At 54.1% G+C, this 22,883-nt stretch carries 23 protein-coding genes and 1 pseudogene; 7 read left to right on the top strand and 17 right to left on the bottom strand.

Annotated elements, in window-relative coordinates; translation table 11 throughout:
• Nucleotides 1-68: 68 nt before the first annotated feature.
• The gene (locus LPB67_RS13880; protein ID WP_262837870.1) at nt 69-842 is read right to left on the bottom strand and encodes an exodeoxyribonuclease III; all 774 of its coding nucleotides are present in this window, start codon (nt 840-842) and stop codon (nt 69-71) included.
• A 490-nt stretch (nt 843-1,332) separates the two neighbouring features.
• Between LPB67_RS13880 and LPB67_RS13875 the strand changes: the two genes are divergently transcribed.
• Both LPB67_RS13875 and LPB67_RS13870 read left to right on the top strand, forming a co-directional pair.
• A complete protein-coding gene (locus LPB67_RS13875; protein ID WP_262837869.1) occupies nt 1,333-2,343 on the top strand; it encodes a M14 family zinc carboxypeptidase in 1,011 nt (336 codons plus the stop codon).
• A complete protein-coding gene (locus LPB67_RS13870; RefSeq protein ID WP_262837868.1) occupies nt 2,340-3,095 on the top strand; it encodes an alpha/beta fold hydrolase in 756 nt (251 codons plus the stop codon). Before LPB67_RS13875 ends, LPB67_RS13870 begins: the two co-directional genes overlap by 4 nt.
• 46 nt (nt 3,096-3,141) lie before the next feature.
• On the opposite strand, the gene LPB67_RS13865 is transcribed toward LPB67_RS13870, so the two are convergent.
• On the bottom strand, nt 3,142-3,654 hold the full coding sequence (locus tag LPB67_RS13865) for a DUF1269 domain-containing protein (RefSeq protein WP_262837867.1): 513 nt from the start codon (nt 3,652-3,654) through the stop codon (nt 3,142-3,144).
• Between the two features lie 396 nt (nt 3,655-4,050).
• On the opposite strand from LPB67_RS13865, the gene egtD reads away from it, so the two are divergent.
• From egtD to LPB67_RS13850, 3 genes are read left to right on the top strand one after another with little or no spacing between them, the layout of a single operon-like run.
• Nucleotides 4,051-5,016, top strand: a complete 966-nt coding sequence (gene egtD / locus LPB67_RS13860; RefSeq protein WP_262837866.1) for an L-histidine N(alpha)-methyltransferase — start codon at nt 4,051-4,053, stop codon at nt 5,014-5,016.
• A gap of 16 nt (nt 5,017-5,032) precedes the next feature.
• A complete protein-coding gene (gene egtB / locus LPB67_RS13855; protein WP_262837865.1) occupies nt 5,033-6,268 on the top strand; it encodes an ergothioneine biosynthesis protein EgtB in 1,236 nt (411 codons plus the stop codon).
• 17 nt (nt 6,269-6,285) lie between these two features.
• Nucleotides 6,286-6,576 (top strand): DUF427 domain-containing protein, encoded by a 291-nt coding sequence (locus LPB67_RS13850; RefSeq protein WP_262837864.1) that lies wholly within the window; start codon nt 6,286-6,288, stop codon nt 6,574-6,576.
• Between the two features lie 79 nt (nt 6,577-6,655).
• Here the strand turns inward: LPB67_RS13850 and LPB67_RS13845 are convergent, their stop codons facing one another.
• On the bottom strand, nt 6,656-7,792 hold the full coding sequence (locus LPB67_RS13845; protein ID WP_262838169.1) for a type IV pilus twitching motility protein PilT: 1,137 nt from the start codon (nt 7,790-7,792) through the stop codon (nt 6,656-6,658).
• 336 nt (nt 7,793-8,128) lie between these two features.
• Between LPB67_RS13845 and LPB67_RS13840 the strand changes: the two genes are divergently transcribed.
• A complete protein-coding gene (locus LPB67_RS13840; protein WP_262837863.1) occupies nt 8,129-8,302 on the top strand; it encodes a hypothetical protein in 174 nt (57 codons plus the stop codon).
• Between the two features lie 92 nt (nt 8,303-8,394).
• Here the strand turns inward: LPB67_RS13840 and LPB67_RS13835 are convergent, their stop codons facing one another.
• Together LPB67_RS13835 and LPB67_RS13830 are read right to left on the bottom strand one after the other, a co-directional pair.
• Nucleotides 8,395-8,748: a ribbon-helix-helix domain-containing protein gene (locus LPB67_RS13835; protein ID WP_262837862.1), complete on the bottom strand. Its 354-nt coding sequence runs from the start codon at nt 8,746-8,748 to the stop codon at nt 8,395-8,397.
• A 79-nt stretch (nt 8,749-8,827) separates the two neighbouring features.
• Nucleotides 8,828-9,409, bottom strand: a complete 582-nt coding sequence (locus tag LPB67_RS13830; protein ID WP_262837861.1) for a DJ-1/PfpI family protein — start codon at nt 9,407-9,409, stop codon at nt 8,828-8,830.
• Nucleotides 9,410-10,159: 750 nt separating this feature from the next.
• On the opposite strand from LPB67_RS13830, the gene LPB67_RS13825 reads away from it, so the two are divergent.
• Nucleotides 10,160-10,588, top strand: a complete 429-nt coding sequence (locus LPB67_RS13825; RefSeq protein WP_262837860.1) for a GNAT family N-acetyltransferase — start codon at nt 10,160-10,162, stop codon at nt 10,586-10,588.
• 61 nt (nt 10,589-10,649) lie between these two features.
• On the opposite strand, the gene LPB67_RS13820 is transcribed toward LPB67_RS13825, so the two are convergent.
• From LPB67_RS13820 to LPB67_RS13765, 12 genes and pseudogenes are all read right to left on the bottom strand, one after another.
• Nucleotides 10,650-11,564 carry a hydroxymethylglutaryl-CoA lyase gene (locus LPB67_RS13820; protein ID WP_262837859.1) on the bottom strand — a complete coding sequence of 305 codons (915 nt, stop codon included), beginning with the start codon at nt 11,562-11,564 and terminating at the stop codon, nt 10,650-10,652.
• Between the two features lies 1 nt (nt 11,565).
• Nucleotides 11,566-12,495 carry a 2-hydroxyacid dehydrogenase gene (locus LPB67_RS13815; RefSeq protein ID WP_262837858.1) on the bottom strand — a complete coding sequence of 310 codons (930 nt, stop codon included), beginning with the start codon at nt 12,493-12,495 and terminating at the stop codon, nt 11,566-11,568.
• Nucleotides 12,496-12,647: 152 nt separating this feature from the next.
• Nucleotides 12,648-12,752: pseudogene (locus LPB67_RS13810) on the bottom strand (hydroxymethylglutaryl-CoA lyase); the annotation flags it as partial.
• Between the two features lies 1 nt (nt 12,753).
• Entirely contained in the window at nt 12,754-13,683 is a 930-nt protein-coding gene (locus tag LPB67_RS13805; protein ID WP_262837857.1) for a 2-hydroxyacid dehydrogenase, read from the bottom strand.
• A 197-nt stretch (nt 13,684-13,880) separates the two neighbouring features.
• Nucleotides 13,881-14,270 carry an endonuclease domain-containing protein gene (locus tag LPB67_RS13800; RefSeq protein WP_262837856.1) on the bottom strand — a complete coding sequence of 130 codons (390 nt, stop codon included), beginning with the start codon at nt 14,268-14,270 and terminating at the stop codon, nt 13,881-13,883.
• A gap of 105 nt (nt 14,271-14,375) precedes the next feature.
• Nucleotides 14,376-16,385, bottom strand: a complete 2,010-nt coding sequence (locus tag LPB67_RS13795) for an acetyl/propionyl/methylcrotonyl-CoA carboxylase subunit alpha (RefSeq protein ID WP_262837855.1) — start codon at nt 16,383-16,385, stop codon at nt 14,376-14,378.
• 156 nt (nt 16,386-16,541) lie between these two features.
• Nucleotides 16,542-17,570 (bottom strand): biotin synthase BioB, encoded by a 1,029-nt coding sequence (bioB, locus tag LPB67_RS13790; protein ID WP_262837854.1) that lies wholly within the window; start codon nt 17,568-17,570, stop codon nt 16,542-16,544.
• Between the two features lie 10 nt (nt 17,571-17,580).
• On the bottom strand, nt 17,581-18,306 hold the full coding sequence (gene bioD / locus LPB67_RS13785) for a dethiobiotin synthase (protein ID WP_262837853.1): 726 nt from the start codon (nt 18,304-18,306) through the stop codon (nt 17,581-17,583).
• On the bottom strand, nt 18,303-19,541 hold the full coding sequence (gene bioF / locus LPB67_RS13780; RefSeq protein ID WP_262837852.1) for an 8-amino-7-oxononanoate synthase: 1,239 nt from the start codon (nt 19,539-19,541) through the stop codon (nt 18,303-18,305). Before bioF ends, bioD begins: the two co-directional genes overlap by 4 nt.
• Nucleotides 19,538-20,896, bottom strand: coding sequence for an adenosylmethionine--8-amino-7-oxononanoate transaminase (gene bioA / locus LPB67_RS13775; RefSeq protein WP_262837851.1), 1,359 nt, complete (start codon nt 20,894-20,896; stop codon nt 19,538-19,540). The genes bioF and bioA overlap by 4 nt, the downstream gene beginning before the upstream one ends.
• Nucleotides 20,897-20,937: 41 nt before the next feature.
• Nucleotides 20,938-21,729 carry an enoyl-CoA hydratase/isomerase family protein gene (locus tag LPB67_RS13770; RefSeq protein WP_262837850.1) on the bottom strand — a complete coding sequence of 264 codons (792 nt, stop codon included), beginning with the start codon at nt 21,727-21,729 and terminating at the stop codon, nt 20,938-20,940.
• Nucleotides 21,730-22,881, bottom strand: a complete 1,152-nt coding sequence (locus LPB67_RS13765) for a dienelactone hydrolase family protein (protein WP_262837849.1) — start codon at nt 22,879-22,881, stop codon at nt 21,730-21,732.
• Between the last annotated feature and the right edge of the window lie 2 nt (nt 22,882-22,883).

Raw genomic sequence — 22,883 nt, 5'->3', positions numbered from 1 at the left:
TGATTGCGCAATGTATATAAGCGCAATCAGGCACATTATGCCGATACTATATCGGAGTATATGAAGGTTTAAGCGTATTCAATAATCAAGGGCGCATGATCTGAGAAGCGTTCCTCTTTGTAGATCGATGCGCGCTTTGCTTTCGCGGCGATACCCGAAGTCGCTACGTGATAATCGATGCGCCACCCTACGTTGTTGGCCCAGGCCTGACCGCGATTGCTCCACCAAGTATAGGCATCGCCAGTGGTCTCCGGATGCAAGCGACGGTACACATCGACCCATCCCAATTCCTCAAACAGCTTGGTCATCCAGCTACGCTCTTCCGGCAAAAAGCCGGAATTTTTTTGATTGCTTTTCCAGTTTTTCAGGTCGATTTCTTTATGCGCGATATTCCAGTCGCCGCAGATGACCAGTTCCCGGCCTTCTGCAATCAATGCTGCCAGATGCGGCATGAACAAATCCATAAAACGGAATTTGGCTTCCTGGCGTTCAGGCGAGGAAGACCCCGAAGGGCAATACACAGAAATCACCGATAAATTACCGAAATCGCAGCGCACATAGCGTCCTTCGGCATCAAACTCAGGGCTGCCGAAACCGATTTCCACCGCATCCGGCTTGGTCTTGCTATACACCCCGGCACCGGAATAGCCTTTTTTCTCCGCATAATGAAAATGCCCGTGATAGCCATACGGCGTCAAGAAGTCGTCCGTCATATCGTCTGCCTGCGCCTTCAATTCCTGCACACAGACAAAATCGGCCTGCTGCTTATTCATCCACTCAAAAAAGCCTTTTTTCGCCGCAGAGCGTATGCCGTTCAAGTTGGCTGAGATAATTTTTGTCATGATGTTGAATTCAAAATCTTAAGGTGAAATGGATAAAAAAATACGCGTCAAAATTAAAGGCAACTTACGCAAACCGGGCACACCGCACAGTGTCTCTGCGCTTATTTTTACCTAAGTCCGGTTGCAATTGATCCGGCTATAGATAATAAACTATGTCAAATCCCGTTCAATCCGCATCAACCATGCGACTCCCAATAACAGGATGACGAGCGCAAGCGGCATCAGCCCGACCCAGCCGAACCGCATGCTGACGTACACCGTGGCAGCCCAGCAGATGGGACTGAACGCTTCGAACAAACCGGCCACCCACTTGCCTTGTCTGTGTCAGGTTCATTTTTATTTGCATTTTTGAAAATAGTGCAGTCATTATATTTTCCAAAAGAACATTTTTGGCTGTCCCTGGTTTTTATTTTTCATCGCGGTATTCATCTTGCGTTCTTGAGGTGACTCCACTAGCATGGCTGGGTTTCTATACTCCCCCGACCTCACCATGCCCGCCTTACCAGAATTGCAAGAGCTGGAACGTATACTGGAATTGGGTCGCGGCCATCTTGAAGCGGAGATCGTCTGCGAAGTCAGTACGTCGCATCAACGTTTTCCGGTCTATCAAATCTGCCTCGGCAATCCTGATCCCACCTTGCCGGCGATCGGTTTTTTTGGCGGCATCCATGGCCTGGAGCGGATCGGTACGCAAGTCCTGTTGAGCTTTTTACGCGGATTATTGACGCGCCTGGCATGGGATAAAAGCTTGCATTATTTGTTGCAGGACGTGCGCCTGGTGTTTATGCCGCTGATCAATCCGGGCGGGATGTGGCAATCGACACGCTGTAATCCGCAAGGTGTCGATCTGATGCGCAATGCACCGGTCGATGCCGCGGGCAAAGTTCCCTTTTTAATCGGCGGCCATCGCATCAGCCGGCATCTGCCCTGGTATCGCGGCCTAGCGGATGCCGAGATGGAAATCGAGAATCAGGCGCTATGCCGCGTCGTGCAAAAGGAATTGTTAAACCGCTCTTTCAGCATGGCGATCGATTGCCATTCCGGTTTCGGCCTGCGCGACCGGGTCTGGTTCCCTCATGCGCACGATGTGCATCCGATACCGCACCTGGCAGACATCTTGTCGCTGGAAGAATTATTCGAGCAAACCCACCCGAATCATCATTACCTGTTTGAACCGCAAAGCCTGCAATACCGGACGCATGGCGATATCTGGGATTACCTGTATCTGCAATCGCAGCAACATCATGGCAACACCTTTTTGCCGCTGACCCTGGAAATGGGGTCATGGTTATGGGTGAAGAAAAATCCGCGCCAGCTGTTCTCGCGTCACGGCATGTTCAATCCGATTGCCGAGCATCGCCTGCAAAGAGTATTGCGACGGCATACTTCCTGGCTGGATTTTTTGATGCGCGCCACCTGCGGACATCAGCAATGGCTGGCACAGGGGCCGAGTCGCCTGCGCCTGCAAGAGCGTGCCGTCGCCCGCTGGTATCGCCCATGACCTGGGTACTGCTGCGCGGCCTGATGCGGGAATCGCGCCACTGGGGTGACTTCGTTACACAGCTTAAAGAAGCCTGTAGCGACGAAGTCATCGTGACGCTGGACTTTCCGGGAAATGGCAATTTGCATCAGCAAGACAGTGCGCGCAGCGTCATGGAAATGGCCGAATTTTGCCGCCATGAATTGCAAGAGCGCGGCTACGCGCCGCCTTACAAGATTCTGTCAGTTTCCCTGGGTGCCATGGTTGCGGTCGCATGGGCCGAGGCGTATCCGGACGAACTCAGCAGACTGGTGCTGATCAACACCAGTCTGGCGCCGCATAATGCATTCTACCAACGCCTGCGTCCCAAGAATTATGCTGCCTTGCTGTACGCACTGTTATTTGGCAGTGCGGCAGATCGTGAAAAATTGATTTTGCGTATCACCAGCAAACAAAGCGGCACGGCACACGCAGCACCGCTCTTGAAACAATGGGGTGATTATGCGCAGACCTGTCCGATTTCCACCGGAAATATCCTGCGCCAATTACTCGCCGCATTACGCTACCGCGCACCCGCGCAAAAACCGCCGGTAGCGCTGCTGCTGCTGGCGGGGGAACGAGACGATCTGGTCAATCCGGTGTGCTCCCGCACTTTGGCAAAAAAATGGCAATGCGAACTACGCCTGCACCCGACAGCCGGACATGATTTGCCGCTCGATGACGCTGCCTGGGTCATACGACAAGTGCGTGAGTCATCGACGCCGGTCCGATAAAAAACCCACATCGATCAGTCACGCACCGGCTACCCGATATCCCGCATCAAGGGAATGCAGGTATATGCGGCTCTACTCCGCCGAAACGGACTTCGGGATGACGCTTGGCAATCATATCCTCGACTTGGGCAATGCGATGATAAGGTACATCGACCATCAGCAAAACCTGGCCGCGTTCAATGTCATCGCTAAACTGTTTGAGCCGGGAATTCGGAATAGCTGCCGCAGCCATACCCGATGCCCAAGAACCAAAAATCGCGCCGCCAATGGTCGCAACGAGCAAGGCTACCGTGCGCAATTCTATGCCTTCAGGAGGGAAAATCAGGATCAAGCTACCCGCCAGCAATCCGGAAAATGCGCCGATTACCATGCCCACCTCGGCCCCATGGATCAAGTCGGTTTTTTGGAAAAAATTCGCTTCCGGCATGTCACGCGGCAGGGTGCCTTCTTTTGCGTGAAAATGCAAACAACGTTCTTCTATACGCGCCAGTAATAACTCATCCAGCATCGCCCTGGCACTAGCTACATCGGGGAGCAAGAAATACAGTCGGCGTTTCATAATAGCCTCCATTTTTTTGCAAAAAGGTCTCCTGGAGGCTTTGCGTCGAGCGCCGCTATTGGCAAATAGTGTTCATCAAGCTTGCCAAGAAGGTGATCAGAAGCAAAAAATTGCGCAAAGCCTCTTATTTAGTTATAGCAAATTTGTAGCAAAGCGCAAAAATATTACATCGATGGTTAACAATCCCCCGCAACATGTCGGATGGCAACAGAAAAGCGTCGATGCGGCGATGTCAAACGCTGGTCATTGATTCAAGTTATTATCAAACAATCATAAAGTTCGTGAATCAATCTGATCACCGTCAGATCAGATGTACTGCCCGCCATCCAGGCGGATGAACGTTCTTGTCACCCATCCAATTTTGGTCCTGGCTGAAGTTTTTACAGAAGGTGGTTTATGTCTGACATTGATAACGAAAATAATTGCGGCACACCGGCCGTCGCACCATCGCCAATCCAGCAAGAACTTGCCGCGGGACTGTTAGCGGACAAGGCAACGACCTCGCCTAAATATTTTTACGATGCGGTTGGCTCGGTCCTGTTCGAGGCCATCTGCGTGCTGCCCGAGTATTATCCGACCCGCACCGAAGCCAGTATTATTTCCGAATACTTAAGCGATATCGCCCATGCGATAGGCCCCGGCGGCACCCTGATCGATCTGGGTGCCGGCAATTGCGCAAAAGCGGCGCGCCTGTTTCCGCAATTGCATCCCGATCAGTATGTGCCCATCGATATTTCTGTCGATCATTTACGTGAAGCGGTCGGACGCCTGCAACAACGTTTTCCGCACATAGAAATGACGGCGCTCGGTATCGATTTTTCGCAGGACTGGAGTTTGCCGAGCGAGGTGCGCAACGAACGTCGCCTGTTCTTTTATCCCGGCTCGTCGATCGGCAATTTTGAGCCTGAAATGGCGCTCGCGTTTCTCAAGCAATTGCGCGTTCTGTGCGGAAACGGCGGCGGCATCCTGATCGGAATTGACCTGATCAAGGAGCATGCGGTATTGAATGCCGCCTACGATGATGATCTGGGCGTCACAGCCGCCTTTAACCTGAACGTACTGCGGCATATTAACCAGCAGTTGGGAACGGATTTTGACGTGCACCAATGGCAGCACCGCGCTTTCTTCAATGCCGACAAATCGCGGATAGAAATGCATCTGGAGGCGCGTAGCGAGATGACGATACGCTGGCCCGGCGAGCACCGGCACTTTATCCGCGGCGAGCGGATTCATACCGAAAACAGCTACAAATACAGCCTGGACTCATTCCTGGCCTTGCTGAATGCCGCCGGTTTTGGACAATCCCGCCACTGGACCGACGATGCCGGCTGGTTTGCGGTGGTCTATGCTAAAGCTATTTGATCTGGCTGACATCGCTATGCCCTCACCCAACTTACCGAATAAACTGAGCAGGCTGCAACAAGTCCGGGAGCGTTCGCTCAGCATCGCGGCGTACTTGTCGGCCGAAGACGCCGCAGCGCAATCGATGCCCGATGCCAGTCCGGTTAAATGGCATCTGGCGCATACCACCTGGTTTTACGAGACCTTCATCCTGGCTGAATTCGAGCCGGATTTTGCGCCCTTCCATCCGGCCTTCCGCCTGCTGTTTAACTCTTACTACAATGGGATAGGCGAAAAGCATCCGCGCCCGCAGCGCGGCCTGCTGACCCGTCCCGGCCTCGATGAGGTGCTGGCATACCGGCATGCCATAGATCAGCGCCTGCACCATTTGTTAGACAAAGCGCCTTCTGCAAATCTATCCGACCTGGTCGAACTCGGGATCCAGCACGAACAACAGCATCAGGAGCTGATGCTGACCGATCTCAAACATTTATTGTCGTGCAACCCCATGTATCCGGCGATGCTCACGAGTGCAGAGCCGCATCCTGTTTCTGACATCGACGCCAGTGCTGAAGCGCCGCTGCAATGGCTGCAATTTACAGAAGATTTATTTTATATAGGACATGCGGAGCAAGGCTTTTGCTTCGACAATGAGATGCCCAGACACCGGCAATTTATCGAGCCGTTCCAGCTGGCCTCAAGACTGGTCAGCAATGCCGACTATCTGGCTTTTATTGAGGACGGCGGCTATCAGAATCCCCTTCACTGGCTGGCCGAAGGCTGGGATTGGATACGCCAGCAGCAGATACTGCATCCGCTGTATTGGCGCCCAGCATCAAGCTGGCAAGAGTTCAGCCTGCACGGCTTGCGCCAGCTCGATCCGCAGCAAGCGGTTTGCCACCTGTCGTATTTTGAAGCGGCGGCCTATGCGAGCTGGGCAGGCGCGCGGTTGCCGACCGAAGCGGAATGGGAATATGCGGCGCGTAAGGACGGTCAAGATTGCGCGATAGCGCAACTCTTTGATTGTTGCTGGCAATGGACCAGCAGCAGTTATGCGCCGTATCCCGGCTACGTAACTGCGGCAGGGGCGATCGGCGAATACAACGGTAAATTCATGGCAAATCAATATGTGCTGCGCGGCTCGTCGTGCTTCACGCCGAAAGCACATTCCAGCGTCAGCTACCGGAATTTTTTCCCGTCCACGGCCAGATGGCAAAGAACCGGCATCCGTCTCGCCCGCAGCATTCTCCATCACACCGCCGCTACCGGCTGACCGTAGAAAGGAATCGTATGCCAACTGCCATCTGGAATAATCAAGTCATCGCCGAAGCCTCGGAATCGGAGGCCGTCGTGGTCGAAGGGAATATTTATTTTCCGCGACATTGCGTTCAGCAAACGTATTTGCGCCGTACCGGGAAAGAAACGGTCTGCGGCTGGAAAGGCGTGGCAAATTACTTCGACGTAGTAGTCGGCGATCAGGTCAATCCGAATGCCGCCTGGACTTATGAACATCCGAAAGATGCAGCCCGACAAATCAGCAGCTTCGTGGCTTTCTGGAAGGGTGTCACGGTGGTTGCCTGAAGCGAAAAACGCGACCCGATATCGGTGGCGCGCTGCGGTCCACGCTCACCATCGATACCGAATCGCCTCTGAGCAAAAATTATTTTTTCAGTGTGTCGAGAAAGCCGATGCGATCCGTAGTCGCATTGCGCGCATCTTCCAGGCTGATTTTTTTCTCGCTCAATAGCTGCTTCAAAGCAGCGTTCATCGAGAAGCAACCGGGGTGCTGTTTGCCCGCGTCGGCATCCATCAAGGCGCGCAAACCTGAGATGCCGCCGGTTTCTATCATCCTGGCCACCGCTGGACTGGACGTCAGGCATTCAGTCGCCAGGTAGTAGCGCTCCCCTTCCACAGACGGCAATAAAGCCTGGCACAAGACGCCGCGTAAAGCCTGCGCCAGCGCCTGTGCTTGCGGCTCGCCATTCCCCAATAGGCGCAGCATTTTTTGCAGACCCAGCTCGGTCGAACGGGCATGCAGAGACGCCAGTACCAGCGGTCCCGATTCCGCCAGCGCCAGCGCTTCTTGCGCGGTCTGGGCATCGCGAATCTCGCCGATCACGATCACATCGGGACGCTCGCGCAAGGCATCCAGCGCGCCGAGATAATAGCTCTCAACGTCGCCGTCAAAACCGACCTCGCGTTGCGTGATGATGCATTTGCGTTGCGGGATCAGGGTCTCGACCGGATCTTCGATGGTGATGATATGGCCGGAGCGCGTCTTGTTGATCTGATCCAGCATCGAGGCAATCGTGGTCGACTTACCCTGGCAGGTATCGCCAATGATCAAGATCAGGCCGCTGGTCAGCTTGGCAAAATCCTGTTCGCACTGACGCAAACCCAGTTGACTCAACGCCATCGGCTCGCGCGGGAAGCGGCGGATCACGCAACCGAGACGCTTCTTGCCCTGAAACGTAAAACAGTTGGCCCGAATCCTTGCCGTATTCAGGTCGATCGAACGGTCAAAAGCGCGATCCTGTATCCGCGCTGACCAGTTCGGCTCAATCACTTCAAAAAACTCTTCGAGTTCTTCCTTGGTAATCGGCGAATCCGTGACCGCCACCAAACCCTTGGGCTGGCGCAGCATGATCGGACTATTTTGATGAATCAGAATATCGCTAAAACTCAGCCGGGAATTCAGCAAATGCAAAATCTGCTCAACCAGGGTACCGAATACCGGATGGTCTTCATTCTCGATATACGACAGGGTACGGATCTGCGAGGACATATGGGCTTCCATCATTTTTTTCATCTCTGTTTGGAAAATATGCCTGATTATAAACTCAGTATTTTGCAATCGGGAAAGATTATGCGTTTTATTGTTTTCGGTTGGAAATCGAATAAAAAATTGTCAAGCACCTCCGCCAATCCGCACTATTGACGCGGGTTTCCAGCCGATTGCGCCGGAAAGGCGCACCGGGATTGCGGTTGCGGCCAGGTGCCTTGGGATTTTGTTTCAGGCTTGATGTATCGATGCCAGATTATTGAGCAACTTTCCCTGCTTCTGCTAATATCAAATCAGGTTGGCCTCCATCCGACCTGTTCGCTACCGCTATTCAACACCATAGGAGTTAACATGAATCGTCCATCCCTGATCATCAATTCCGTGCTGTGGGCCGGCGCCATCATCGCCTCAGCCATCGTCGGTGCGCCAAGCTTGCTGTCAACCGTGTTATTGCCTGCGCTGGCGATCATGTCGCTGGTACTGACCGAACAGAAACCAAAGACAGTGAAGTGCGTTCAAAAATGAGAGTGAACTGAAATCGGCGGATTTGCTATCCGTCGATCTATTCAGCCTTGCACTTTACTGCGCCTTGTTTTGAATTTTGACGTTGGATAACGTCACAGTAAATACGCATTGATCGCGGCAAGCTTGGTCCGCAAGCCCGACAAAGGCAGATTCTTATCCGGCGAAATCTCGCCATCCGCCATCAGCGAGGCATAGCGCAGGCAGCACACCCGCAAGAACGAGGCAAAATTATCGATCTCGCCGCTATCACCACGATAAGCGATCAGTTCGTCGTAAAGCTTGGTAATCAGCTGATTGATATTCATCCCATCGCGTTCGGCGATTTCGCTCAATACCTGCCAAAATAATTTTTCCAAACGGATCGACGTCACCACACCATGCAGGCGGATCGAGCGCGCCTTGGCTGCATATAAATTGGGATCTGCCTTGACGAAAATTTCGCACATACAAACTCCTTCAGAACATCGTTGGATACCTGATCAATCATGATCGGGTATCCAACGATTATAGTCCCGATGCCAGATGCTACAAGGCGATTCGCGTACCGAGCAAAGCCAGATACTGCGACAACCACGCCGGATGCGCAGGCCAGGCCGGTGCAGTCACAAAATTGCCGTCCGTTACCGCCTCGGTCACCGCGATATCGGCATAATGCCCGCCCGCCAACTCCACCTCGGGACGACAAGCCGGATACGCCGAACAACGCACCCCCTCCAGCACCTTGGCCGCCGCCAAAATCTGCGCACCGTGACACACCGCCGCAATCGGTTTCTTGTGTTGCGCGAAGTGCTGCACCAAGGCAATCACCTGCGGATTCAAGCGCAAATACTCCGGCGCCCGGCCACCCGGAATCACTAACCCGTCATAGCTAGCCGCATCGACCGCCGCAAAATCATGCGTGATGGTAAACCGATGCCCCGGCTTCTCAGTATAAGTCTGCTGCCCCTCAAAATCATGAATCGCGGTAGCCACAAAATCCCCCGCCTTCTTATCAGGACACACCGCATGCACCTGATGCCCGACTGCCAGCAAAGCCTGAAAAGGCACCATCACCTCATAATCCTCAACAAAATCCCCGACCAGCATCAACAATTTTTTCGTAGCCATGATGTCTCCTCATTGTTTGAAATTGCGGAACATTATTGTTGGCGCGTTTTGAAAGCAGTAGGTAATTGCCGGTTACTACATAGCGAAGAATTACGCTGCGCCGTTGATGTGTTTTTGAAGTTGAAGTTGAAGTTACTTTTGAATTTGCAGTTGACCTGCAACCCGCTGTGGTGCTGCCGTTTGTGCAGGGCAGAAAATGGAAAAAGAAGTGTCCATGTCTGAGCGCAGCGAGTTGTGGACACTTCCCATTTTTTGACCTGCACAAGCGGGAACCCGAAGGGCAGCGACTGTGCGGTCGCCTTCTTTTGCTTACTTTTCTTGGCGAAGCAAGAAAAGTGAGTAGCCGCCGGTCTACCACCGGCCGGCAATCTCAGCAGACGACATCAGCGATTCAACGACCAAACGGTACGCGCGGCGCACCCTACAACTGAAGCTAAGCGTGCGCTTTCGGAAAGCTTGCTCCTAATACTGAAGCAGGTCTGCAAATTGCACGCTAATTCACATGTTCAGCTCTGCGTCGAAATTCAGGATATCGAACGAGAATCTTACAAAAAGGCGAGCGTCGACACCTAATCGGTGCGGACATCGGTGGCGTACCTCGCTACCATAGTTAGAACACATTCACCGTGTGAGCTAGTTGTACTTTGGCCGTTAATTTTATAAAAACAGGTAAGCTTCGGTAAGATTTACGCGGTAATATTTATGGATTGAAGCTAATCCATTTGTTAAACAGTCAATCACTCTCTCGCCATGAATATACGAATCGCCCAGTCTCAGGATGCAGAAAAACTTACGGGTCTATTTAACCAGCTTGGTTATGTTAGCGTTTCTTCTGAAATTGCTACTCGTATTGTGACTCGAACCGATACCGCTAGCAGCATTATGTTTGTAGCAGAAGAAGGTTCTACTATCGTTGGTATGATTGCTTTGCACATCAATTTCCCCTTTCACGAGTCTGGAAAGTGGGGTGTGATTTCAGCTTTCGTAGTAAGTGATTCGGCTCGGAGTAAAGGAATTGGGGCGATGCTACTTCGACATGCAGAATTTCACGCTAAATCGGCAGGTTGTACTCAAATTGAGCTGTCCAGTAGCGAGGCCAGAATTCGGGCTCATGAATTTTATGAGAAAAATGGATACTCTGAAAAGAGAAAGCGATTTGTGAAATTGTATGTGAACTAAGCAGCCAGTCAACCCGACGTCCTTCAGTAAATCGCTAACTCAACTATAAGGTTGTTACTAACTACGCCGCCCTCGTAGCCGCAATAGCATTCCCAGCCCGACTAACGGCCTTCCTACCCAGATGCCCGGAAATAAACTGCCCGGCATCCACCACCGCGTTTAAATCAATCCCGGTAGCAATCCCCAGGCCCTGCAGCATAAACAGCACATCTTCCGTCGCCACATTACCGGTCGCGCCCTTCGCATACGGACAGCCGCCCAGACCGGCCACCGACGAATGGAAAATCGAGATACCGACTTCCAGACTGGCATAAATATTCGCCAGCGCCTGACCATAGGTATCGTGAAAATGGCCCGATAAACTGTTCAGCGGAAAGTCCTGCGCGACCAGTTGCATCACGTGCTGTACCTGGCGTGCGGTGCCGACGCCGATGGTGTCGGCGATATCGATTTCGTCGCAACCCAGATCGCGTAGGCGCTTGACCACGTCGGCGACGCTGGCCGGATCGACTTCGCCTTGGTACGGGCAACCGAAAGCGCAGCTGATGCTGCCGCGCAGGCGGATCTGGTTTTGCCTGGCGGCCAGTGCGACATCGCGGAAGCGTTCTATCGATTCGGCAATCGAGCAATTGATGTTCTTTTGCGCGAAGGCTTCGGAGGCAGAGCTGAAGATCACGACTTCATCGGCACCGGCGGCGAGCGCGGCTTCAAAGCCTTTCATGTTCGGGGTGAGCACCGAATAGAGTACGCCGGGCTTGCGCCGGATGCCTGCCATGACTTCGGCTGAGGTTGCCATCTGCGGCACCCATTTGGGCGAGACGAAAGACGCCGCTTCGATATTGCTGAAACCGGCATCAGTCAGGCGATTGACCAGCTCGATCTTGACGTCGGCAGGAATGCTTTCTTTTTCATTCTGCAAGCCATCGCGTGGGCCGACTTCGACGATTTTGACTTGTTTGGGTAAGCTGGCAGCCATATTAATATCCTCTCGAAAAATTAACCACTCCGGTAATCGGCATGCCTTGTTCTAAGGCTTGCATCTTCGCCGCAATTTGTACTACGCTTTCTTCTATCATAGTCATCGCAGCAATATGGGGGGTCAGCGTGATCCGAGGTTCTTGCCAAAATGGGTGAAGTGCTGGCAATGGTTCTTCAGAAAAAACATCAAGGGTTGCGCCAGCAATACGACCTTGCTGTATGAGTGGAAGCAAATCTGCTTCTACTAAATGCCCGCCACGCCCCACATTGATCAAATAAGCAGATTGCGGTAGATGTGATAAGTTTTCGCGATTAAGCAAGCCTTTAGTTTCTTCGGTCAACGGCAAAATACATACGAGGACTTTTGACGCCTGCATAAACGCCGCTAAGTTTTCGCGTCCTGAAAAACATGACACACCCGGCAAATCTTTTGGACTTCGGCTCCAACCGTTAACGGTGAAATCAAAATGCTGCAAGGCTTGAATTACCCTCTGACCCAAAACACCCAAACCAAGCACACCGATAGAGAATGCAGCGCGCATATTCGGCCTTAAAAAACGCCAATCAGCGGTCCGCGCTAAGGTTTGATAGGAATCGAATTGACGGAAATAACGCAATACTGCATGGGTCACATACTCTGCCATTTGTATGCCCATGCCGGCATCGCTGAGACGAACCACCGGTACACCTTGGGGTAAATTAGCTGCTAACTGCAATATCCCATCTACACCTGCACCTCTGCTGAAAATAGCCTTTAAACCAACCTGTTCACGCAGCATGGCAACTGGCGGCTTCCAGACTATTGCATAGTCAGCCGGAGCAGTATCGCCCTCTTGCCAAACACGTACATTCGCCTGCGGAAGAGTTTTCTTAAGAGCATTCAACCAATCATCCAGATGGTTACCATTGTCTTGGAAAATAATATTCACTTTTATTTTTTTGTGTTCACGTTAAACAAAGCAGCCTTACCTAATTTTGTCAGCACTATCTACACATTGAGCTAATTTGTCTCCAAGAAAAACTCTACTTATTCGCCAATTTCAGCATCAACTTCTTGCCATATGCAGATGCGCTGCTACGAAAGCGCGATCTTGAGGTCGGCAGGAATGCTTTCTTTTTCATTCTGCAAACCGTCGCGTGGGCCGACTTCGACGATTTTGGCTTGTTTGGGTAAGCTGGCAGTCATATTAATATCCTCTCGATGCGTCAACGATACCGCTGATCGCCTGACCTTGTTGCAGTGCCTGAATCTTGCCGGCAATCTGTCGGGCGCTCTCATCACGCAAGGTGAGTGCGGCGATATGCGGGGTGATACTGATGCGCGGTTCGGACCAAAAGGGGTGTCCGGCAGGCAGTGGCTCTTGCTGGAACACATCGAGCGTCGCGCCTGCGATGTGTTCTTCCTGCACCAGCGCGAGCAAGTCTTCTTCGACCACATGGGCACCGCGTGCGACGTTGATCAGGTAAGCACCCTTGGGTAATTTTTGCAGGTTCTCGCGATTTAAAATACCGCTGGTGTCGTCGGTGAGCGGCAGGATGCATACCAATACTTTCGATGCCTGTAAAAACGCCGTCAGACCTTGCTGACCTGCATAACAGCTGACGCCCTCGATATTTTTGGGGGTACGGCTCCAGCCGTGAATCGGGAAGTCAAAATGCGCGATCGCATGCGCAATCCGCTGCCCTAACACGCCCAGACCCAATATCCCGACAGGGAAATCCTGTTTATCGAAGGGCTTCAAGAAGCGCCAATGCTGCGCCTGCCGCTGCTGCTCGTAGCTGTCAAAGCGCCGGAAATAGCGCAGCAAAGCGTGACTCACATATTCCGCCATCTGTATGCCCATGCCCGCATCATCGAGGCGGATCACCGGCACGCCAGCGGGCAAGGCATCGCCCAATTGCAAAATCGCATCGACACCGGCCCCGAGATTGAAGATCGCTTTTAAAGCGCTGCGTCCTGCCAGCATCGCTGCGGGCGGTTTCCAGACGATCGCGTAATCGGCGGGCGCGGTATCGCCCTCCTGCCAGACCCGGATGTCGTGTTGCGGGAGTGCGAGATTGAGGCTATGCAGCCAGTGATCGGGATTGCCGCCGGTGGCGTGGAAGATGATTTTCATATTAATTGCGGTTAACTTCCTTCTCTCGCTGGCGACGATGTTGACCACCACGCTGGGGTTGGGGATGAGGGTGTTGGCAAGTAGCGCAACGATTGCGAACTGATCAACATTTACATTTTATGTTCTAGAATTTTAGGAAAGCGCATTTATTCCACCGCCCTCATCCCTGCCCTTCTCCCGCTTGCGGGAGAAGGGTTCTATTTAGCCATTTTTTTCGAGTTTATCAGTGCATCATAAATCACTTCAAGTACACTTTCCGTTTCCCTCAACATCTGATTATTCCAAAAACGTAACACGCGGATTCCTTGACTAGCCAAAAATTCATCGCGCCTTTGATCATATGCAATTGCCTCTGCGTGTTGACCTCCATCGAGTTCAATCGCCAGTTTCGTTTCTACGGAATAAAAATCGAGGATGTAGCGACCGACAGGATGCTGGCGTCGGAACTTTGCGTTTGCCAGACGACGGTTGCGTATCAATTGCCACAACAAAGCTTCCGCATCCGGCATTTGCCTGCGCATTTCTCTGGCCCAGGTTTTTAGGTCTTCCGGGAGTTTGGCCGGTTGATGTGGAAAGAACACATCCATATTTAATTGCCGTTAACTCCCTTCTCCCGCTTGCGGGAGAAGGTTCGGGATGAGGGTGCTAGCAAGTAGGCTAATGATATAAACATTTGAATGCTTCTGCCAATTTCAGTCTTGCTTGAAGCTCAGTAGTGGCGCACCCTCTGCCACCTGATCGGCGATGGCGTATAGCACTTCATCGACCACGCCGTCATGCGGTGCGGCGATGGTGTGTTCCATTTTCATCGCTTCCATGATCAGCAGGGCATCGCCCTTTTTGACTTCCTGCCCTTTGCTGACCAGTACCGCGACGATCTTGCCTGGCATCGGGGCGGTCAGGCGGCCGCCTTCGCTCTCGGCTTCTCCGGCATGCGCCATCGGATCGGCATAATGCAATTGGGTGTGTTGTCCCTGGCTGAATACATGGACCATTTCTGCATTGCGCACCACCGTACCGGTCACGGTCTGATCGCCTAGCTTGAGATTGAAATGATGTGCCGGATTTCCTGAGCGGTGGGTCAGGCTGGCTTTGGCGGACATGCCATTGACACCGATCTCCCAGCCGTCCGCCAGATAACTCACGATGACTTCATGCATGCCGTGCTCTTCTTCTAGCTTGAAGCTGCGCTGCAAAATACTGTTCATGCGCCAACCGTGGCTGCTCTGCCACGGATCGCTAGCGCCACTTTGTTCTGCCTGCAGCAACGCGACCGTCGCCAATGCCAGTACCGGCAGGCTGGCAGGCACTACGGCCGGGAACAGCACGTCTTGATTGCGCTCAATCAAGCCGGTATCCAGATCGGCAGTGGCAAAAGCCGGGCTGGCGATCAGGCGTTGCAGGAAGGCGATATTCGATGAGAGACCGACGATCTGGTATTGCGCCAGGGCTTGCGCCATGTTGGCCAGCGCCTCGGTGCGGTCTTTGCCCCAGACGATCAGCTTGGCAATCATCGGGTCGTAGAACGGCGAAATGCTGTCGCCTTCACGCACACCGCTATCGATGCGGCAAGAAGCAGGAGCATTCACGCCGCCGCCGAGCTTGAAATTGACGGCGGTCGGCGTGTGGTTATGCTGCAAGGTACCGATCGACGGCAGGAAGCCTTTTTCCGGATTCTCGGCATACACGCGTGCTTCGATGGAGTGTCCGTTGATGCTGAGTTCAGCCTGGCTCTTAGGCAGAGGCTGGCCGGCAGCGACGCGCAATTGCCATTCGACCAGATCGGTGCCGGTGATCATCTCGGTGACCGGATGCTCCACCTGCAAGCGGGTATTCATTTCCATGAAATAGAAAGAGCCGTCCTGGTTTGCAATGAACTCGACCGTGCCTGCGCCGACGTAGCCGACCGCCTTGGCCGCCGCCACTGCCGCTTCGCCCATCGCCGCACGACGCGCGGCGGTCATGCCCGGTGCTGGCGCTTCTTCGAGAACTTTTTGATGGCGACGCTGCACCGAGCAATCGCGCTCGAACAGATATACGCAATTGCCTTTTGTGTCGGCAAAGACCTGGATCTCGATGTGGCGCGGACGTTGCAGATATTTTTCGGCCAGGACTTTATCGTCGCCAAAGGAATTGATCGCTTCGCGTTTGCAGGAGGCTAGTGCATCTTTAAAGTCGGCGGATTTTTCAATCACGCGCATGCCTTTACCGCCGCCGCCGGCACTGGCTTTGAGCAATACCGGATAACCGATGCGGTCGGCCTCGTTCTGCAAGAAATCGGCGTCCTGATTGTCGCCGTGATAGCCGGGCACCAGCGGCACCCCGGCTTTTTCCATCAGGGATTTGGCGGCTGACTTGCTGCCCATGGCACGGATCGCCGATGCCGGCGGTCCGATGAATACCAATCCAGCCTTGGCGCAAGCATCGGCAAACTCGCTATTCTCAGACAAGAAACCATAACCTGGATGGATCGCCTGGGCGCCCGTCGCCAGCGCAACTGCAATGATTTTGTCAGCGCGCAGATAGCTCTCTTTGGCGGGAGCCGGTCCGATCAAGACGGCTTCGTCGCAGACGGCAACATGCTTCGCATTGGCGTCCGCTTCGGAGTATACAGCGACGGTTTTAATGCCCATGCGGCGTGCGGTAGCAGCGACACGGCAAGCGATTTCGCCACGGTTGGCGATCAGGATTTTGCTAAACATGGATAAATCTTTCCAGTAAAAATTCTTTAAAACCTCTCAACACAGAGACATCGAGACACAGAGGAAAAACGGAGGAAATTGATCGTCTTTTTGCTGCTCTCGGTGTCTCGGTGCCTCTATGGCAAGGGGCTTTGAACTACGGATTTTGAATTACTTTTAGTTGCAGCTACCGGCTTTGGCTTCGACCTTGCCGCGAGTTTTCAGGCCGAGTTTGTCTAACAGGACGCGGTCGTCTTCTGCCTCCGGGTTTTGCGTGGTCAGCAATTTATCGCCGTAAAAAATCGAATTCGCCCCCGCCAGGAAACACATCGCCTGTACCGCTTCGCCCATCTGACGGCGGCCGGCGGACAAACGTACGCGCGCCTTCGGCATGGTGATGCGGGCGATCGCAATGGTACGGACAAACTCGAATGGGTCGAGCGGATCAAGACCGTGCAGCGGCGTGCCTTCGACTTGGACCAGGTGATTGACCGGCACCGATTCCGGGTAAGGATTGAGGTTCGCCAGTTGTGCTATCAGGCCGGCGCGTTGCCGGCGCGATTCACCCATGCCGACGATGCCGCCGCAGCAGACTTTAAGTCCGGCGCTGCGCACATGGCCCAGCGTGTCCAAGCGGTCCTGATAATCGCGGGTCGAGATCACATTGCTGTAAAACTCCGGTGCGGTGTCCAGATTGTGATTGTAGTAATCGAGACCGGCATCGGCCAGGCGCTGCGCCTGTTCTTCCTTGAGCATGCCCAAAGTGGCGCAGGTTTCCAGTCCCATGGCCTTGACTTCGCGCACCATGGTCTCTACTTTTTCCATGTCGCGGTCTTTCGGCGAGCGCCACGCCGCGCCCATGCAGAAACGGGTTGCACCGTTTTCGCGGGCGGCTTTGGCGGCGTCCAGCACTTCGCGCACATCGAGCATTTTTTGGGCTACCACACCGGTGTCGTAGCGCGCTGCCTGCGGGCAGTAACTGCAATCTTCTTCGCAACCACCGGTCTTGATGGACAGCAGTGTGGCGAGTTCGATATCGGCATTCGGGAAGTTGGCACGATGCGCGGTCTGGGCCTGGAACATCAGGTCGTTAAACGGTAAGTCAAACAGCGCCAGCACGTCGTCCACTGGCCAGGTGTCGGCTTCGATTTTTTTGACAGTCGGCTGAAATTGTACCGCTTGTGGTGTTTGTTCTTTGGCTTGCATGAGTCTTCCTTCACTTCAATAAATTCAAATCTAAATACGCGGCGGCACGCTGTGCCAGCCTTGCTTCTGCACCCACCGTATCGGTGGATAAGTCTAATCGCGGAATCTGCCCTATTAACGGCGCGGCTAATCGTGCCTGCAACGCCGCTATGTTATCAGCAGGGTACAGCATGCCAGGATCGACCGTGTTGGCGACCCAGCCGGCCAGCCGCAAGCCGCGGGCGGCAATCGCTGCGGCGCTTAACAGGGCGTGGTTGATGCAACCCAGCCGCAAACCGACCACCAGGATCACCGGCAAGCCCAGTTGCTGCGCCATATCGGCGGTGTCGTGTTCGGCATTCAGCGGCACGCAAAAGCCGCCTACGCCTTCCACCACCACCGCATCGGCCAGTTGGGTCAACTGCCGGTAGCAAGCACTGACATGCGGCAGCGAAATCGTGACCTGCTCACGTTGTGCCACGATATGCGGCGCGGCAGGCGTCTGCATCAGATACGGACAAACCCATTCCAGCGGCGCGTTTACTGAGGACGCGGCGATCAAGGCATCGACATCCTCATTGTGCAATACGCCATCACGTAAGTCGGCTCCGGCTGCGACGGGCTTCATGCCGACACTGCGCCACTCACGCTGCGCCATTGCATGCAGCAGCGCAGCGCTGACCAGGGTCTTGCCGATCTCGGTATCGGTACCGGTCACGAAATAGTCGTGCGGCCGCAAATGAAGGTTCTTATTCACGGTGCCTCCGCCAGACCGTTTGATGTTGCTTCATCTTTTGCTGCTTCATTTGATGCGGCTTCCAATTCATTCAAGGCATGCACCAGCTGCGTGACCTGTTCCCGGGTATGCGATGCCGACAAGGTGATACGCAATCGCGCTGAACCGGCTGGCACGGTGGGTGGACGAATCGCACCGACCCAGATACCCTGTTCCAGCAGATTCGCGGCAACCTGCAACATCACCGCGTTATCGCCGATCACCACCGGTTGTATCGCGGTATCCGAAGGCATCAACTCCCAGCTCGGCAGGCGTAAGCCTTGGCGGAAACTGGCGATCAACTGCTGCAAATTATTACGTCGCTGCTGGCCCTCTGCGCCGCTGATGATGTCGAGACTGGTCAGCAGCGCATGCGCCAGCGCCGGCGGTGCGGCAGTCGTATAAATATACGGCCTGGCCTTTTGCACCAGCCATTCGATCACGGTGGTGTGCGCTGCGACGAAGGCACCGCCTACCCCGGCCGCTTTGCCCAGCGTGCCCATGTAGACCAGATTCGGCGAGCGCAGGTTGAAGTGTTCCAGCACGCCGCGTCCGTTTGTTCCTAGCACGCCGAAGCCATGCGCATCATCGACCATCAGCCAGGCATCATGGCGCTCGCATAAGGCCAGCAGCGCAGGCAGGTCGGCGATATTGCCATCCATGCTGAAGACGCTGTCGGTGACCACGACTTTGGTGTTGGCATTTGACTCTTGCAACATCTGCTCGAGCGCAGCGTAATCGCGATGCGGAAATACCTTGACCGCGGCCCGCGATAAACGGACACCGTCAATCAGCGAGGCATGATTTAAAGCTTCTGAGAACACTGCCGCATCTTTACCGGCCAGTGCCGTGATGACGGCCAGATTCGCCATATAGCCGGTGCAAAAATACAGGGCACGGGCGTGTTCCATATACGGCGACATGAATTCAGCCAGCCGTTCTTCCAGCACGGCATGCGCGCGGCTATGCCCGCTGATCAGATGCGAGGCGCCGCTGCCTACGCCGTACAGACTTGCGCCCTCTTGCAAAGCAGCGATGATTGCCGGATGGGCCGCCAGGCCCAGATAATCGTTACTGCAGAAGGCCAGCAAGTCCCTGCCATCGACGCGCAAGGCCGGTGCAGATGGCGTCTCCACCGTACGGCGGCGGCGTATCAGGTGTTTGGCATCGAGTACATCGAGCTCATCACGCAATTGGCCTAACAGGTGCTGACTCATGCCATCACCTCATGCATTACGGCATTAAATACCTGCAAGGTTTTGCTGGTCAACAAGGCGATTTCCTGCGGATCGAGAATATACGGCGGCATCAGGTACACGGTGCGACCAATCGGGCGCAATAACAATTCCTGCTTCAATGCCGCCGCAAAAAAGCGCCGTGAAAAAGTCGCGGCCCGCTCAGCATCATCGATCACCGCATCGAACGCGAAGATCATGCCCTGCTGCCGCACATGGCGCACCCGCGGGTCGTTCCTTAAGCTGGCGAAGGCGTCATTGATGGCCTGTGCCGTGAGCCGGTTTTTTTCCAGCACCTGCTCGTCTTCAAAAATCGCCAGGGTCGCCAAGGCGGCGCGACAGGCCAGCGGATTGCCGGTGTACGAATGCGAATGCAAAAATCCGCGCCGTACATCGGCATCGTAAAACGCCTGGTACACCGTATCGGTAGTCATCACCAGAGACAGAGGCAGATAGCCGCCGCTGATGCCTTTCGACAGGCATAAAAAGTCGGGCCAGATGCTGGCCGATTCGCAGGCAAAGAAAGTGCCGGTACGACCGCAACCGACCGCGATTTCATCGGCGATCAGGTGCACCTGATATTGGTCGCACAGTTCGCGCAGGCGGCGCAGATACACGGGGTCGTGCATCGCCATGCCGGTTGCGCATTGCACTAGCGGCTCGATGATCACCGCGGCAATTTTGCCGTCGCGCTGTTGCAGGACGCGTTCCAGGTCGGCCGCCGCGCGCAGCGCGACATCGGCAGCGGTTTCGCCGGCTTGCGCCTGCCGCGCATCGGGCGAGGCGACCACATGCGCCCGTTGCAGCATCGGCCCATAGGCTTCGCGGAACAGGCTGACATCAGTGACCGCTAATGCACCAACGGTTTCACCGTGATAACTGCCCTTGATGCAAATGAATTCCTGTTTATCGGTCTGACCGCCATTGCGCCAGGCATGGAAGCTCATCTTCAGTGCGATCTCGACCGCCGATGCGCCATCGGACGCGTAGAAGCAATGACCTAAGGCATGCTTGCTGAGCGCCGCTAATTTTTCCGATAACTGGATCACCGGCTCATGCGTGAAGCCGGCCAGCATCGCATGCTCCAGCTTGTCGAGCTGGTCCTTGAGTTCGGCATTGATGCGCGGATTGGCGTGCCCGAACAAGTTCACCCACCAGGAACTGATGGCGTCGAGGTAGCGTTTGCCGTCCATATCGTAGAGCCAGGCACCGCGACCGTGGCTGACCGGAATCAGCGGCACCGGGTTGGCACCGGAATGATGCTGCATCTGGGTACATGGATGCCATACATGCTGCAGGCTACGTGCGACCCAATCGCTGTGATTTACTTGTTCCAAAACTGCTCCAAAACTTGTAGGGTGCGCTATGCGCACCGGTTTTACGGTTGGTTCAACCAACTCGGCTTACGCTTTTCCAAAAACGAACGCACGCCTTCGCGTCCCTCGTCCGAGGCGCGGATGCCGGCGATGCCCTCCACGGTGGCGGCGATCAACGCCGGCGTGACTTCACGTCCGGCCACCTCCTGCACCAGGCGCTTGCCCTGCCTGACTGCGTTCGGGCTGTTCGCAGTCAGCGCCTTGACGATCTCAGCCACTTTCGCATCGAGCGCATCGGCGGCCACCACTTCATGCACGAAACCGATACGATACGCTTCGGCGGCGCTGAAACGTTCCGCCGTGATGAAGTAGCGGCGTGCGGCGCTCTCTCCCATCGCCTTGATCACATACGGCGAAATGGTGGCCGGGATCAGTCCCAGCTTGACTTCGCTCAAACAAAAATTGGCCGCGTCCACCGTCAACGCGATATCGCAAGCCGCCACCAAACCCATGCCGCCGGCATAGCAATCGCCCTGTACCTTGGCAACCACCGGTTTGCTGCAGGTATAAATCGTGCGCAGCATCTCGGCCAGTTGACCCGCATCGGCGATATTTTCCGCATGCGTGTAGTCGGCCATCTTCTTCATCCAGTTGAGGTCGGCACCGGCGCAAAACGCCGTACCGTTCGCCGCCAGCACGACAGCGCGAATGCTGCCGTCGGCATCCAGTTCGCGGAACACCTGCGTGATCTCGGCAATCGTCGTTTCGTTAAAGGCGTTGCGGACCTCGGGGCGGTTCAGTGTGACAGTGGCAACTGTCTTCTCAACCACCTTAGTTAATGTTTGATAACTCATTTACTCGTCTCTCTTCCACACCATTTTGTCATCGACCACATACAATTGGCACGGAACATTCGCCCTATTCTGACAAATCGATAGTGCTTTCTGTACGGCACCTATTGCTGATGCATAACCAAACTCACCTTTAGGGCCAATCGCGAAAGCACGCGGCACATCCATTTTCAAGAACTGCGCATATTTTTCCCTTGCTTCTTGGCTATTTAAAGGCGGACTATCCACATCTTCCATCTTCGCAAAATGCGAAATTGAATATTCACCCTCGCTTTTTGGTATGGCAATACCCTGGCGACTCAAAAATTCGTCGACCAGCGGACGCCATATCTGAAAGCCTCTAGAGAAAAAAAGATGTCCGTTATCGCCATATGCTGGCAAAGCTTTGTATTCACCAAGCGCGGCATCACCGCCTTGTTTTTGGAATTCTGCAAACCATTGTTTAGGATAGACAGGACCGAAGTATTTATCATTTTCAGTGTATATCCACAACGTCGGCGTACGCGCCGTTTTACCATACCCACCAAATAATTCTTTGAGCAAGTCTGGCCTACAGGGCTTTTCAGGCTGCGTCTCAGGATTTCCACCGCCACCTCCCGCAAAATTCACAGTAGCGATCACCCCCGGAATATTTTTTGCAGCGAGCGAAATGGCGGTAGTACCTCCATAAGACTGCCCCACGACGACGATGCGTTGTGGGTCTACATAGTTCTGCTTTTTAGCATATTCGATCACGTCCAAAGTACTGACTGCTGCAGCTTCATAACCGGGAGAATAATTTTTACCAGAGCAAGATCCTGTGTATTCTGGATCCGGCTCAATGCCGGAATCACCATATCCCAAGCGTGTAGGTACCCATACAGCAAAGCCTCGCCGAAGAAAATACCGCGAGGCCTCCAACAACCGAAATCGTTCCGGCTTAGAACGATCACGATAGCTACGCCCATGCAAAATCACAGCTATTGGAAACCGTCCTTCACCAGCTGGCTTAAATTGGGTCACGACCATTTCTTTATTAACGACGGTATGAAAGATCGTCTTTACTGTCGTCGGAATCCGAACAATTGATTCGTTCATGGCGACAGATAACGTCTCATCTGCATATCCACTGGCAGAAAATAGCCCTGCAGAAAACAGGAAGGCAATTGTTTTCATCG

Source organism: Undibacterium sp. Jales W-56, assembly GCF_025548535.1.
GTDB lineage: Bacteria > Pseudomonadota > Gammaproteobacteria > Burkholderiales > Burkholderiaceae_D > Undibacterium.
The sequence above is the reverse complement of the archived record's forward strand: the minus strand, read 5'-3'. Positions and strand labels throughout refer to the sequence as shown.